This is a genomic window from Streptomyces sp. PA03-5A (assembly GCF_033792725.1).
Classification (GTDB): domain Bacteria; phylum Actinomycetota; class Actinomycetes; order Streptomycetales; family Streptomycetaceae; genus Actinacidiphila.
Window position 1 is genome coordinate 1 of sequence record NZ_JARAVL010000029.1, and the last position, 14,153, is coordinate 14,153.

At 72.2% G+C, this 14,153-nt stretch carries 11 protein-coding genes and 1 pseudogene; 9 read left to right on the forward strand and 3 right to left on the reverse strand.

The window, feature by feature from the left end:
- From PV410_RS30685 to PV410_RS30695, 3 genes and pseudogenes are all read right to left on the reverse strand, one after another.
- A pseudogene (locus PV410_RS30685) lies at window positions 1-288 on the reverse strand (sodium:solute symporter); the annotation flags it as partial.
- The gene (locus PV410_RS30690) at window positions 285-545 is read right to left on the reverse strand and encodes a DUF3311 domain-containing protein (RefSeq protein ID WP_500329015.1); all 261 of its coding nucleotides are present in this window, start codon (window positions 543-545) and stop codon (window positions 285-287) included. The pseudogene PV410_RS30685 and the gene PV410_RS30690, both read right to left, overlap by 4 nt.
- A gap of 308 nt (window positions 546-853) precedes the next feature.
- Window positions 854-1,957 (reverse strand): ricin-type beta-trefoil lectin domain protein, encoded by a 1,104-nt coding sequence (locus tag PV410_RS30695; RefSeq protein ID WP_500329016.1) that lies wholly within the window; start codon window positions 1,955-1,957, stop codon window positions 854-856.
- Between the two features lie 447 nt (window positions 1,958-2,404).
- Here PV410_RS30695 and PV410_RS30700 point away from each other — a divergent pair, with 447 nt between their 5' ends.
- From PV410_RS30700 to PV410_RS30740, 9 genes are all read left to right on the forward strand, one after another.
- On the forward strand, window positions 2,405-2,995 hold the full coding sequence (locus PV410_RS30700) for a helix-turn-helix domain-containing protein (RefSeq protein ID WP_500329017.1): 591 nt from the start codon (window positions 2,405-2,407) through the stop codon (window positions 2,993-2,995).
- 25 nt (window positions 2,996-3,020) lie between these two features.
- The gene (locus PV410_RS30705; protein WP_500329018.1) at window positions 3,021-5,027 is read left to right on the forward strand and encodes a hydantoinase/oxoprolinase family protein; all 2,007 of its coding nucleotides are present in this window, start codon (window positions 3,021-3,023) and stop codon (window positions 5,025-5,027) included.
- 2 nt (window positions 5,028-5,029) lie between these two features.
- Complete coding sequence (locus PV410_RS30710; protein WP_500329019.1) at window positions 5,030-6,613, forward strand: hydantoinase B/oxoprolinase family protein; 1,584 nt, start codon at window positions 5,030-5,032, stop codon at window positions 6,611-6,613.
- A 28-nt stretch (window positions 6,614-6,641) separates the two neighbouring features.
- Window positions 6,642-7,961 (forward strand): MFS transporter, encoded by a 1,320-nt coding sequence (locus tag PV410_RS30715; RefSeq protein WP_500329020.1) that lies wholly within the window; start codon window positions 6,642-6,644, stop codon window positions 7,959-7,961.
- 168 nt (window positions 7,962-8,129) lie between these two features.
- Window positions 8,130-8,519: a putative quinol monooxygenase gene (locus PV410_RS30720; RefSeq protein ID WP_500329021.1), complete on the forward strand. Its 390-nt coding sequence runs from the start codon at window positions 8,130-8,132 to the stop codon at window positions 8,517-8,519.
- Window positions 8,520-8,752: 233 nt separating this feature from the next.
- Window positions 8,753-9,601, forward strand: a complete 849-nt coding sequence (locus tag PV410_RS30725; protein ID WP_500329022.1) for a GNAT family N-acetyltransferase — start codon at window positions 8,753-8,755, stop codon at window positions 9,599-9,601.
- An 80-nt stretch (window positions 9,602-9,681) separates the two neighbouring features.
- Entirely contained in the window at window positions 9,682-12,624 is a 2,943-nt protein-coding gene (locus PV410_RS30730; RefSeq protein ID WP_500329023.1) for an AfsR/SARP family transcriptional regulator, read from the forward strand.
- Between the two features lie 137 nt (window positions 12,625-12,761).
- Window positions 12,762-13,352: a hypothetical protein gene (locus PV410_RS30735; RefSeq protein ID WP_500329024.1), complete on the forward strand. Its 591-nt coding sequence runs from the start codon at window positions 12,762-12,764 to the stop codon at window positions 13,350-13,352.
- 210 nt (window positions 13,353-13,562) lie between these two features.
- A complete protein-coding gene (locus PV410_RS30740; protein WP_500329025.1) occupies window positions 13,563-14,147 on the forward strand; it encodes a Pvc16 family protein in 585 nt (194 codons plus the stop codon).
- Window positions 14,148-14,153: the final 6 nt, after the last annotated feature.

Below are 14,153 nucleotides of genomic sequence, written 5' to 3' on the forward strand. Positions count from 1 at the left end.
GATCAGCGGGTAGACCAGGATCGTGTACGGCACGGCGAAGAAGCCGGACGCACCCGCCGCGTACACCGCCGCCGGCACCGCCACGAACGTGTAAGCCGTATAGACGTCACCGCCGAGCAGGAACCAGGTGATCCAGCCGCCGAAGCTGCGGCCGCCCAGGCCCCACTCGTCCAGGTGCAGCGCGTTCTCCGCCCTGCGCCAGCGTGCGGCCAGGAAACCCAGGACCGTCACGACCAGGAAGAAGAAGATGAAGACGCCGAGCGCGACGCCGTTGACCCCGTCCTTCACTTCGCGGCCTCCTTCCGTGCCCGCTCCTCACGACGGACCAGCACGTACGCGGCGTACGTCAGCCCGGAGGACACGAACACCCACAGCACCTGGTACCAGTAGAAGAACGGGATGCCGATGAACTCCGGCGTCAGCTTCGCGTACGAGCCGACCCAGAGCATGGCGACGAAGGGGATGACGAGGCAGACACCGGCGACCGCGCGAGCGGTGGTCACCACCGGTGGCCGTGCCGGGCCGTCGGTCCGCTGTTCGGACACTGCATTCTCCTCAGACTTTCAGCACGTCAGGAATACGCGCGGGGGACGAAAAGCACCCGGTCGTCATGCGATGCGGCACGGGAGCGGAATTTCACGCGTCCCCCGGACACCTGCGGCGGCTTCGTCGCCACGAAGAATGCCGGGGGCCGACGGCCGTACGAGGGGCCGGACACGTGGAAGCGGCACGCGGGGTGCCACTTTCAAACGTAGTGCCTCCCACCTGGACTTCATTGAACGAGGGAGACAATTCCATTGATCATGCGTGCCGCTGCCCCCCTCCCCCTCCGCGTGACCCGCGGGCCGAGGGATCAGCCCGAACTCCACTTCTGGTTGTCCGCGCCCGTGCAGGTCCACAGCCGCAGCGCCGTGCCGTTGCCTCCGTACGGGTCCGTGGCCTCCACGCACTTGTGGGCCTGGAGGTTGACCAGGTCGTGGGCGGGGTTGAGCCGGAACCTCTGGGAGGCGGCGCCGCTGCAGTCGGCCAGTCGGACGGCCGCACCGTCGGCCGTTGATCCGCCCGCGACGTCCATGCACGTGCCCGAGATCCTGATGCTCCTGTCCTCCGGCACGATCCGCCATGACTGTCCGGCGCTGACCGTGCAGTCCCGGAGCCTCAGCAGCGCGCCCTCCACGGGGCCGCCGTCGATGCACCTTCGGGAAGCGTGACTGCGTATCGCCACACCTGGAGCCACCTCGGAGGAGGAGGGTCTCGCGGAAACGGGAACCTCGCCGCTCTCCGCCCCGGGGGCGGCCTCACCGGGTTCGGGATCCCGAGGGGACGGCGGGAGTTCGCTCTCGGCATCGCCCGCGGACGACTGCCCCGGAGCCCGTCCCGGGGACGGGCGCGTCACGTCGAGCGGGCTCGCCGGGACGGTGCCGACCGAGGAGGACCCGGTGCCCGGCACGGAGCCGGGGCGGGGAGCGGCCGCCGAACCGCCCTCGCCGGGGTCCGAACCCCGCAACAGGAAGGGGACGCACAGCAGCAGGCCGGCCACCAGGCAGGCGCCCGCCAGCAGCAGCCGCCGGGGCCCGCGGGTACGGGGGGCCGCGAGCGCGGTCCCCTCCCGGCCGGCGCCCCCGTGCGGTTCAGCTCCGGGCGTCGGACCGCCCTCGGCCACGGGCACCTCGGGGTACGAGGCGAAGGCGAGCCCGGCCGCGAATCCGTCCGCATAGCCGGACGGCGACCCTCCGGACGTGTCCTCGGGTTCGACCGGAAGGGCGGCGGCCTGCCTGGCGCGCAGCGTCTCGGTCCTGTGCGTGGTCCAGTCCGGGGGGTCCTGGCTCCGGGTGGCGTCGGCCTCGGCGATCGCGTTCGTCCTCCGCGTCCGCCGGGGCAACGGCGACGGGCCGCGGCGGCGCACGGCCCCCGCCTCGTCGTCCGCAGCCGTCGGCTCGTCAGGAGAGGCTGCCATCGAATCCTTCCAACATCCGGGGGGTGAGAGGGCTTCACCGCGCGATCCGGAAGCGCAAGCCGCGGCCGGCCGCACGCGCGGCAGGCGACGACGAGGCGCACCGGACCGAGGTGCCGGCGCCCGCACGGCCTTTCCCCGCCGGCGCCCGTCCCGACCCGGGAATCCACCCCGTCCGAACGGCCGCATCACGTCCGGGGCAGGGCAGGGCCGACCCGCCGGCGACAGCCGCTCCCACTATCCCCGAGCGCACCGTCGGTCGATAGAACCCGCGTGCCATCCTGGCGTCGCCGTGGATCGACGACCGACTCGTCGGCGAAACCGCTGACCAGCGCCAACCTCGCGGCGGTGGGCGCACCTTGAGCTCACCTCAGAGATCTGAGGCAATTCCACAAGGCTCTTGTGCACGGGCTCAGCCGTATGTAATTTCACCTCAACGATCGGAGGGTCATGGTCAAGTCCCCGGAGTCATCGACCGCCAAGCAGGACATGGAGGCCGATCACATCGGTGCTCGGCTCAGGCAACGGCGGCTGGCTCTCCGGCTGACGCTGCGGAACGTGGCGGAAGCGGCCGGCCTGTCGGAAGGCTTCGTGTCACAGCTCGAGCGGGGCGTCCACTCGGGAAGCATCGCGACCTTGCAGAAGATCGCGAAGGTGCTGGGGCTCGAGGTGGGTGATCTCTTCACCGCTTCCTGGGACAACAGGCCGGCGGTCACCAGATTCACCGATCAGCAGGGATTCTCCTTCGGGGTCGACGGGCGCAAGCTCCGGCTCACCCCGAAGCACTTCAACCACCTCGAAGCCTTCATCGGGGTTTTCGAGGCGGGCGGCTCGACAGGCGTCGAACCGTACAGCCACGGCGACTCGGAGGAACTGCTGCTCGTGATCTCCGGCGAAGTCGAGGTGACGGTCGCCGAGGCCGTCCACCGGTTGTCCGCACTCGATTCGATCACCTACTCGAGCAGCGAACCCCATCGCGTCCGAGAGGTCGGAAACGCAACAGCCACGGTCTTGTGGGCGATAGCACCGCCCAGTTACTGACCTCAACCATCAGCGAGGACACAACATGCGCATCGGCGTCGAATGCGGCGGCACATTTACCGATCTCGTGGTGCTGGACGACAACGGGGTCCTCCGCGCGACCGACAAGGTCTTCTCCACCCCCTCCCATCCTGACCGGGCGGTGACCACCGGTCTGCGGAACCTCGATCCCGCCCTGCGTGACCACGCGGTGCTCCTCCACGGATCGACCGTCGCGACCAACGCGCTGATCGAACGGAAGGGCGCACGGGTCGGGCTCATCGTGACCCGGGGCTTCCGCGACCTGCTGGAGCTGCAGCGCCAGGACCGTTCCAGCATGTACGACCTCGCCTACCGCAAGCCGGCCCCGCTGGTGCCCCGCGAACTGGTCGCGGAGGTGTCGGAGCGCCTCGACCGCTCCGGTGCCGTTCTCCAGCCGCTCGACGAGGACAGCGTGCGTGCCGCGCTCGCGGACCTCACGGAACGCGGGGCCGACGCGGTCGCGGTCAGCCTGCTGCACTCCTACGCCGAACCGGCGCACGAGGAGCGGATCGCGGAGCTGGCCGCGGCGGAGTTCCCCGGCCTGGTGGTGTCCCTCTCCAGCTCCTGCGCACGTGAGTTCCGAGAGTACGAGCGCACCACGACCACGACGATCGACGCGTTCCTGCGCCCCCGCATCCAGCGCTACCTGGCGGATCTGGAAGCTTCGGCCCACGAAGGCGGCGTCGCCGAGCTGCACGTCATGCAGTCGAACGGCGGCATGGTCCCGGCCCGCGCGGCGGCGTCGGCCCCGCTGAGCATGCTGCGGTCCGGGCCGGCGGCCGGCGTGGCCGGCGCCATAGCCGTCGCCGAGAACGCCGGCGTCCGCAACATCGTGACCATGGACATGGGCGGCACCAGCACGGACGTCGCCGTCGTCCACGAGGGACGGACGGAACTCACCACCGAGGTGCTCGCCGACGGGCTTCCGGTCAGGGTGCCGATGGTCGACATCACAGCCGTCGGAGCGGGCGGCGGCAGCCTGGTGGACGTCGACAGCGGTGGTCTGCTGACGGTCGGCCCCCGATCGGCCGGTGCCGACCCGGGACCGGTGTGCTACGGCAGGGGCGGCACCCGGCCCACCGTCACCGACGCCAACGCGGTGCGGGGGCTGCTCCGCCCCGAGACCTTCCTCGGCGGACGCCACACCCTGCACACCTCGGCCGCCCGGGAGGCCCTCGCTCCCCTGGCGGAGCGGCTGGGCCGGACGGTGGAGCAGATCGCCGAGGACGTCTACCTGCTGACGAGCGTGGCGATGGCCGGAGCCATCCGGGTCACCACGACCGAGCGCGGTCACGACGTCAAGTCCTACACCCTAGTCGCCTACGGCGGTGCGGGACCGCTGCACGCCGCCACCGTGGCCGAGGACCTGGGGATGACGCGGGTGATCGTTCCGCCGCACGCCGGCCTGGCGTCGGCCTACGGCCTGCTGACGGCGGGATTCCGCAGGGAGTTCTCCCAGACGTACCTGAGCGACGCGGCCGCACTGGGGGAGGAATGCCTGCGGCCGGTGATGGACGGTCTGCGCGCCACGGCCGAGGAGCAGCTCGGGGCCCAGGGTGTCGCCCTGGACGACGCGGGCTTCTCCTTCGCCGCCGACATGCGGTACGGCGGGCAGGGCTTCGAGGTACCGGTCGACCTGCCCGACGGGCCCTCGACGACGGTCGACGGGCTGGTGGGGCACTTCCACAAGGTGCACGGCCGCCGGTACGGCCACGCGGAGAGCGACCGTCCCGTCCAGGTGGTCACGGTGCGGCTCACCGTGACCCGACCGCGGCCGCCACTGGTGCTGCCCCGGGTGGACATCGACGCGGAGCTGCCCGTCAGCACCCACCCGGTCACCGAGAACGGCGCCGTCGTGGACGCCGTCTTCCGCTCCCGGCGCAGCCTGCCGGTCGGCGGCAGGCAGATCGGCCCTGCCGTCATCGAGGACGGCACCTCCACGACGTTCGTCCCGACGGGCTGGTCGGCATCCGTGGACGCCCACACCAACCTCCTCCTGGAACGGAACTGACCATGCATCTCGCCCCCAGCCAGCTGAGCGTCATCAAGACCGGTCTGGATGCCATCGGCCGCGAGATGGCGGTCAACCTGCGCCGCTCGGCCATCTCGTCCATCGTCCGCGAGGCACGTGACTTCTCCGTGGCCCTGACCGACGCCAAGGGCGAGGTCGTGGCCCAGGCCGAGTGCATACCGATCATGACCGCGGGCATCGCGCTCGCACTGCAGGGGATCTCCCGGCGCATCGACCTCGCGGACCTGACGGAGGACGACGCGCTGCTGATGAACGATCCGTACCACGGCGGCCAGCACCTCCAGGACATCTACCTGCTGACCCCCGTCTTCGTCGACGGGGAACTCATCGGCTTCGGTGCCTCGACCGCGCATCACGTCGACATCGGAGGCTCGCACGCCGGACTCTCGGCGCACGCCACGGAGCTGTACCAGGAGGGGCTGCGGCTGCCGCTCTCCCGCTTCTCGGTCTCGCGGGACTTCGACGATCCGAACGGCTTCGTCCGCCAGATCATCGCGGCCAACGTACGGGTCCCCGATGCGGTGATCGGGGACCTCCAGGCGCAGTTCGCCGCGAGCGGCACGGCGGTGCGGCGGCTGACCGATCTCGTTCGACGGCACGGCCGGGACGAGGTGCTCCAGGCGATGACGGACGTCAAGGACTACGCGGAGAAGCGGGTCCGTGCGGCCATCGGCCTCATCCCGGACGGCGTCTACCGCGCCGTGGAGACGTTCGACGCCACCCCGTGGGGAGCCGGCCAGGCCCGGGTGGAGGCCGAGGTCACCGTCTCGGGCACCGAGATCTCCGTCGACTTCGGCGGCAGTTCCGAACAGATCCTCGGCAATGTCAACTGCCCGATGGCGTCGACCGTCTCAGCCGTCCAGTCGGCCGTCCGATGCATGCTGGACTCGCCCGACATCGGCTTCAACGAGGGCTGCAACCGTCCGATCACCGTGTCGGCCCCCTACGGCTCCGTACTCAATCCGCGGCCACCGGCCGCCGTACGCGCGCGGCTGACGCCGGCCTCCCGGGTCTTCAACGCGGTCGTCCGGGCGCTCGGACAGGCCTTGCCCGAGCGTGCCGTGGCGACCGGATTCGACACCACCACGGCGATCGCGGTCAGCAAGCGTGGCACCGACGGCTACCAGGTGTCACTGGAGATCCTCGGCGGCGGCTGGGGCGCGTGCGCCGATCACGACGGGCCCGACGCTCTGGACAACCCCATCTCCAACTGCGCCAACGCTCCCGTCGAGGCCCTGGAGACGGACTTCGACCACTTTCGGATCGAGGAGTACGCGCTGGTGGACGGCTCCGGTGGGGCCGGCGCCCACAGCGGCGGACGCGGCATCAGCCGCACCTACGTGGCGACCACCGACGGAGTCTCGGTCGCCGGGTACGCGGACCGGCACACGGTCGGAGCCGCCGGGATCAAGGGCGGCGACCAGGGCGGCACGGGCAACTTCACGATCGAGCGGGCCGACGGCAGCGTCGAGGTCCTCGACTGCACGTACCAGGAGATCCTCAACCGCGGAGACAGGATCACCGTCCGCACCGGCGGTGGCGGCGGCTACGGATCGGCTCACTGACGATGGCGCCACCGACGAGAGGTGACTCATGAGCACCAGCGCGACCCACTCGACCACGTCCCCGCTCCGCATAGCCGCCGCCTCGTTCGTGGGCACGGCCATCGAGTGGTACGACTACTTCATCTACGGCACCGCGACGGCACTGGTCTTCAACGACGTGTTCTTCCCCTCGGAAGACCCCCTGGTCGGAAAACTCCTGTCGTTCATGACGCTGGCGGTCGGCTTCTTCGTACGTCCCCTGGGGGCCGTCGTGTTCGGCCACTTCGGTGACCGCTTCGGCAGGAAGAGCACGCTCGTGGTGACGCTCCTGGCGATGGGGAGCGCGACCTTCCTCATCGGCCTGCTGCCCACCTACGCCGCCATCGGCGTGGCGGCCCCGATCCTCCTCATCGTCCTCCGGCTCGTGCAGGGCCTCGCGGTCGGCGGCGAATGGGCGGGGGCCGTGCTCATCGCCACGGAGAACGCCCCCGAGCGGAAGAAGACGCTCTACGGTTCCTTCGCACAGTTGGGGAGCCCCGGCGGTCTGCTGCTCGCGACGACCGTCTTCACCGTGCTGAGCACCTCCGTCGGGACGGCGCAACTCCGGGACTGGGCATGGCGCATACCCTTTCTGGCGTCGGCGCTGCTCGTCCCGGTCGGCCTGTACATCCGCGTGAAGGTGTCCGAGACCCGCGAGTACGCCACGGCGGCGGAGCGGCAGGAGCGGGCCCGGGTGCCGTTCTTCCAGGTCCTCAGGAGCGGGTCCCGGCAGGTCCTCATCGGCACGCTCGCCTTCTCCGGGGTCTTCCTCACCTACTACCTGCTCACCTCGTTCGTCCTCAGCTACGCCACGACGACGCTGTCCATGCCGGCCTCGATCGCGCTCCCCGCGAACCTGATCGCGGCCGTCGTCCAGGGAGCCTTCATCTACGGGGGCGTCCTCGCGGCCCGTCGCATCACGGCTCGCCGGGTGGCCGTCATCTCGACGTCCGCGCTGCTCGTCTGGGCGTTCCCGGCCTTCGCGCTGATGCAGACGCGTGAGCCGGCCCTGCTCTACGTGGCGGTGGGCGGGGCGATGGTCTTCATCGGGTCCGGGTACGGCGTACTCGCCGGCGAGGTGGCGGAGTTGTTCGCGCGGGAGGTCCGCTACACGGGAAGCAGCCTCTGCTACCACCTGGCCGCCGCGGTCGGTGGCGGCTTCGGCCCGATGGTCGCCACCTACCTCCTGTCACTGGGCGGTTCCTCCTGGCCCGTCGCGCTCTTCACCGCGGCGGTCTCGCTGCTGACCGCGCTGGCCTGCGTCGCCCTGCCCAAGCGTGAGAGCGCACTGCGTGAGTCTCCCCGGCAGCCGGCCGGGGCCGCCGTCTGAGGCAGCCGGGTCCGGGGCCGGCCCGCTTCGGGCGGGCCGGCCCCGGCGTGCCAGGTCGGGTTCGCGGTCGGCCGGACTCGAATAGCCGTCCGGCCTCCGGGCGAAGGGGAAGGGACACGCCGCCCAGGGCACCGGCCTCCCCGTTGACGGGTGCCACCATGCCCCTGGGTGGCCGGTGTGCGCGCCACCGACGCCGCGGACGACGGGAGCACCGAGCCGATGAACGACACCCCCGAGGCGACGTGGCCGCTGACCGACGCCCAGCCGGGCCAGGTCGTCGTGATCGCCCGGTGGAACCCCGCGCCCGGCAGCCGCGACACCGTCCTCGCCACGCTCACGGCACTGGTACGGGCCTCCCGGGACGAACCGGGCTGCCTGGGCTACCAGGTCTTCCACCCGGACGGGACCGACGACGGGGACATCGTGCTGGTCGAGCGCTACGAGGACCGGGCGGCCCTCCAGGCCCACCGCGACAGCCCCCACTTCCGCGACCTCGCCCTGGAGCGCGTCATCCCGCTCCTGAGCGACCGTCACGCGGTCGTCACCACCGTCGTGTGAGGCGGCCGGAGAGCTCCCCACGCCAAAAGGTGTGCACGGCGAGGCGAACATGGCACGTCCGTTCTATTCATCACCGCGACGGCCGGGAAAACTGGGGCCTGAAGACTTCGCCCAGGTCGCGGACACCTCGGCCTGCCCTCGGACACGCCCTCGCCGGGCGGCCCCGCGCACCGCGGGACGGTCCGGGCGGGCGCGGGGGCGGCACGGGGCGAGCGGCGCATCACGGGGGTTCCATGAGGTTTCCGAGCGACGTCCTTCCCCTCCTGGAGTCGGCGGAGGCGGAGGAGATGTTCGAGTTCGAGGGTCTGGTGTCCGGCCAGGACCGCGTCGACCTGGCCATGGCGGCGGCACGGCTCCACGGAGGCGTCTGCCTGTCGGTCGGTGACGACCCCGACAGGTGCTGGAGCAGGGCGCTCGGGTTCGGCTTCGGGACACCCGTCACCGCGGGCCTCGTCGCCGACGTGCTCGACTTCTACACGGCTCACCGGCCCGGCCTGGCCGTTCTCCAGTTCGCGCCCTCCGTGCTGCCGGCGGACTGGGACCGGATCGCCGAGAAGTTCGCGCTGCAGGGCGGCGCGGGAGTGGTCAAGTTCGCCGCTCCGGTGGAGGACGTCATCGCCGCCGGCCGCTCCCTCCGCCTGGGTGACGGCCTGTCCGTGGAGGTCGTACGACCGCAGCACGCCGCGGAGTGGGCACGTACGGTCGCCACCGCGATGGGGATCGGCGGACGGTGCTTCCCACCCGCCGCCGTCGCCACGGCAGGACATCCCTCATGGCGTCCCTTCGGCGTGAGGGACGGCGGGGGGAAGATCGTCGCGGGAGGCAAGCTCCGCATCCACGGCCGGGTGGCCTCCCTCTTCGCGGGAGGGACCCTGCCGCAGGCGCGCAACCTCGGGGCGCAGGGGGCCCTCATCCACGCCCGGGCCCTGGCGGCCCGCGAGGCGGGCTGCGAGTGGCTCGTCGTGGAGACCGGGCCCTCGACCCCGGAAGACCCGAACCCCTCCTACCGGAACATGCTGCGGTACGGCTTCGGGATCGCCTACCAGCGGCCGAGCTGGACCTGGCGACCGACCGGCACGTAAGGCGGTTCGCGCGGGCCGGCCACGGCGCGGGCGGCCCGCCGCACACGGCGTGGCATCAGGGATGCCCAGAAGGAAGACCATTGAAGGACCAGTTGCGTTATGCCGTCCTGGGGCCGGTCAGGGCATGGCGGGGTGCGGACGAGGTCGACCTGGGACCGCCCCAGCAGCGGGCGGTGCTGGCCGCGCTCCTGCTGGCCGACGGTGCCCAGGTCTCGGCCGGCGAACTGATCGACGCGGTGTGGGGCACGCGGGCGCCCGCTTCGGCGCTGGGCACGTTGCGCACCTATGTGCACCGGCTGCGCCGGGCACTGGACCCCGGTGGGGAGGGCGCGTCCTCCACGATCCAGTCCGTGGGACGCGGTTACCAGCTCCGCATGCCACCGGACGGACTCGACCTCGGGATCTTCCAGGAGCTGCTCACCCGGACGGAGCGCGCCCTCGACGCGGGGAGCCCGAAGGAGGCGGCCGGGCACGCACGTGCGGCCCTGGCGCTGTGGCAGGGATCCGCCCTGTCGGGAGTCCGGGGCGCGTACGCGGACTCCCAGCGGCACAGGCTCGGTGAACAACGGCTGTCCGGCGAGGCGATGCTCATGAGGGCCGAGATCGACCTCGGTTCGCACGTGCAGGCGGTCGGCAAGCTGACCGGCCTCGTGAGCGAGCACCCGCTCGACGAGCGGTTCCGGGAGATGCTGATGCTCGCCCTCTACCGGTCGGGACGGCAGGCGGCGGCCCTGGCCACCTACCGGGAGGGACAGGAACTGCTGGCGGAGGAGCTCGGCGTCGACCCCGGCCCGGGCCTCCAGCGGATGTTCCAGCGCGTGCTGCGTGCGGACGGCGACCTCGTCGCCCCGGCGGCCCGGACGGGTACGGCCCAGGCCCGCACGGAACAGGCCCGTACGGAGCAGACCCGTACGGAGCAGGTGGACACCGCCCGCGGGCAGGTTCCCACCGCGGCGGCGACGCCGGCCCAATTGCCCGCGGGCCCCGCGACGTTCGTCGGCCGGGAGGCCGAACTGTCCGCCGCGACGGGCCTGCCGGCGGAGAGCGGGGCGGCGGCGGTGAGCGTCGTCACCGGCATGGCGGGCGTCGGGAAGACGGCCTTCGCCGTCCACTGGGCCCGGCAGGTCGCCGACGGCTTCCCCGACGGGCAGATCTACCTCAATCTGCGGGGCTTCGACCACGCGGGTCCTCCGCTCGGCCCGGAACAGGCCCTGCGCACGGTGCTGGACGCCCTGGGTGCCACCGTCGGGAGCGAGCCGCAGGACGTCGACGCGCTGGCGGCCCTGCACCGCACCTGGCTCGCCGGCAAGCGCGTGCTGCTGCTCCTGGACAACGCGCGAGACGCCGCCCAGGTCCGGCCCCTGCTGCCGGGGGCGCCCGGATGCCTGGTGATCGTGACCAGCCGCGACCAGATGGCCGGCCTGGTGGCCGTCGACGGTGCCCGGCCGATCCCCCTGGACGTGCTGTCGGCGTCGGAGGGGCACAGCCTCCTGACACGTCGTCTCGGAGGTACCAGGACGGCGGCCGAGCCCGAGGCGGTCGCGGACATCGTCGCGATGTGCTGCCGGCTGCCGCTGGCGCTGGCGATCACCGCCGGCCGTGCGGTGACCCGCCCGGCCATGCCGCTGTCGGTCATCGCGGCGGAACTGCACGGCAGCGCCGGTGACCTCGACGCCTTCCGCAGCGGCGACGCCGCGGCCGACGTCCGCGCCGCCTTCGCCTGCTCCTACCGCGCCCTCGGCGCCGATGCCGCGCGGCTGTTCCGGATGCTCGCGCTCCATCCCGGCCCCGACGCCGGGACGGGTGCCGCGGCGAGCCTCGGCGGGTTCTCCATGGCGCACACGCGCCGGTTGCTGGACGAACTGCTCCAGGCCCACCTCGTGGACGAGCGCAGCCCCGGCCGGTTCGTCTCGCACGACCTGTTGGGCGCGTACGCATCCGAACTGCTCGACTCGACGGAGACGGAGGACGAGCAGGACGCGGGGCGCCGCAGGCTGCTGGACCACTACCTGCACAGCGCCGGCCACGCGAGGCGGCTCTTCACCTCGGGCCGGGACGACATCGGCATACCCCCGGCGTCGCCGGGCGCGTACGTCGAGGAGTTCGCCCGCGGGGGCGGCGGCGAAGCGGCACGACGATGGTTCGACGCCGAGCACGCCGCGCTGGTCGCCTGCGTTGGCCTGGCCTCCGACCGGTCCTTCGACACGCACGCGTGGCGACTCGCCTGGGCCGTCAGGCCCTACCTGGACCGCCGGTTCGGATGGCACGAGATAGAGGAGACCCACCGGGCGGCCCTGGGCGCGACGCGCCGCCTGGGGGACCTGCTCGCCGAGGCGCACACCCTCCTGGGGCTCGCCCGGGCGACGGCGACGCTCGGCCGCATGGAGGAGGCCCGTGCGCACATGGCGCGCTCGGTGGAGCTGTTCGTCGGCACCGGGGACGCCGCCACCGCCGGGAACGCCTACCGCCAGGCCGGATGGCTGGCCGAGCGCCAGGGCGACGTACGCGGCGCGCTGGACCACGCCTCACGGGCGCTGGAGTTGAGCCGGGCGAGCGGCGACGCCGTGACGACGGCACGCTCGCTCAACGCGGTCGGCTGGTACCACGCCCTGCTCGGACAGTACGACCAGGCCCTGGTCCACTGCCGGGAGGCCGTGCCCCTGCACGACGCGGTCGGTGACGTGTGCGGCTCGGCGGACACCCACGACAGCATCGGCTATGCCCACCATCGACTGGGCCAGCACGAGAAGGCCGTGTCCGCCTACCGGGAAGCCCTCTCCCGCTACCGCGCGATCGGCGTCCTGTACGGCAGTGCCGACACCCTCGGCCGGCTCGGCGACACCTACCTGAGCATGGGCCGGCCGGCGGACGCGCGGGACGCCTGGTGCGACGCCCTGGACGTCTTCGACGCGATGGGCCACGGGCGGGGCGACGACATCCGGACCAGGATCAAGGAGTTGGACGGGGGCGGTGAGGTCCCGCCTCCCCGGCCGCCCCCGGGAGCCGCGCCGGGTCGCCCGTGAACGGATCGTCAACGAGACGTCCATGGAACGTGGATGCCCGTTCGGTTGTCTGTCGGTGGCACGGCAGCGTCCCGTGGGCGCTGCGCCCCCGCGTGCCATGTACACCTGCTCGTACGAACACAGCAAGGGAAGAAGCAATGTCGCGTTCCTACGCATCGCTCGGCATGGCCGCAGCACTCGGAGGTGTCCTGCTGCTCGCCGGATGCGGTGACCCCGACGGCGGATCCGCGTCCCAGGCTCCCGCCGCACCCGCCGCCGCCTCGCAGGACGCCGGATCCGGCGGTACCGCGAACGGCGGTACCGGGAACGGCGCCTCCGGCGGTCAGGGGGCCGGGGCGACCAACCCGTCGGGGGGCTACTGGCCCGCCACCGTGCAGCTCGGCCACAACGACGGTCTCGGCAGCACCGTGGTGGACGGTGAGGGCAGGACGCTCTACCGCTTCGACCCGGACTCCGCCCATCCCTCGAAGGCGACCTGCGTCGACGCCTGCGCGGTCACCTGGCCGCCCGTCCTCGTCAACGACGAGATCACCTTCAAGGGGCTGGACAGCACCACGATCTCCGCGGTCACCAGGCCCGACGGCACGCATCAGCTGACCATCGGGGGCTGGCCGGTCTACAAGTTCTCCAAGGACACGGCGGCCGGGGACACCAAGGGCGAGGGCGTCGGCGGCACCTGGTTCGCCGTCGCCCCCGACGGCACGAAGGCCAAGGACAGCAAGGACTGACGGCCGGTCGGGCGCCGGGCCGGACCCCCACCGGCCCGGCGCCCGGGACGCGTGGGACAGGACGGTGACGACGATGGCGGCACACGCGACAGGTACGACAGGTATGACAAGTGCGGCAGCTACGGCAGGAAGGGCGGCCGGGGTGATCACCCGGCGGCCGCGGCCCCGCCTCACAACGGGCGCACGCGCCGGCACCCCGGAAGCCCACCGGTGATCCACGAGGTCGACGAGGCGCTGCGGCGCCTGCTGTCCGCGCGGGCGCTGCCCGGCGGGACCGCGGACATCGTCTTCGACGCTCCCACCCGCGCCTGGGCGACCCGGCGCGGGGCTCCCACCGTGAACGCGCACCTCTACGACGTGCGGGAGGAGACGGCCGCTCGGGAGCACGGTGCGGCGGCACTGCGCGATCCCGCCGGCACGTTCACCGCGCATCGGCGACCGCCCCGCTGGTTCCGGCTGTCGTACCTGCTCACGGCGTGGGCCGACCGCGCCGAGGACGAGCACCGGCTCCTTTCCGCGGTCCTGTCCTGCCTGCTCCCCCACGAGTCACTGCCGGCCGGGTACCTCGGAGGAGCCCTGGCGGACCTCGGTCTGACCGTTCCCCTCGTGATCGGTACCCGGCAGGGCGAGCCCCGATCCAGCGCGGACACCCGGTCCGCCCTCGGCGGGGAGCTCAAACCCTCGCTGGAGGTCGTGGTGACCATGCCGGTGGCGGTCCACACGGACCACACGGTGCCGCGGCAGGTCCTGGAGCCGAGGGTGGCGATGGTGCACGACTTCCCCCGGCGGCCGTGAAGGGCG

Bases quoted from the DNA above. Each gene is read 5' to 3' on its own strand.
- PV410_RS30700 (WP_500329017.1), top strand. From the start codon at position 2,405: ATGGTCAAGTCCCCGGAGTCATCGACCGCCAAGCAGGACATGGAGGCC.
- PV410_RS30725 (WP_500329022.1), top strand. From the start codon at position 8,753: ATGAGGTTTCCGAGCGACGTCCTTCCCCTCCTGGAGTCGGCGGAGGCG.
- PV410_RS30705 (WP_500329018.1), top strand. From the start codon at position 3,021: ATGCGCATCGGCGTCGAATGCGGCGGCACATTTACCGATCTCGTGGTG.
- PV410_RS30710 (WP_500329019.1), top strand. From the start codon at position 5,030: ATGCATCTCGCCCCCAGCCAGCTGAGCGTCATCAAGACCGGTCTGGAT.
- PV410_RS30735 (WP_500329024.1), top strand. From the start codon at position 12,762: ATGTCGCGTTCCTACGCATCGCTCGGCATGGCCGCAGCACTCGGAGGT.
- PV410_RS30695 (WP_500329016.1), bottom strand. From the start codon at position 1,957: ATGGCAGCCTCTCCTGACGAGCCGACGGCTGCGGACGACGAGGCGGGG.
- PV410_RS30715 (WP_500329020.1), top strand. From the start codon at position 6,642: ATGAGCACCAGCGCGACCCACTCGACCACGTCCCCGCTCCGCATAGCC.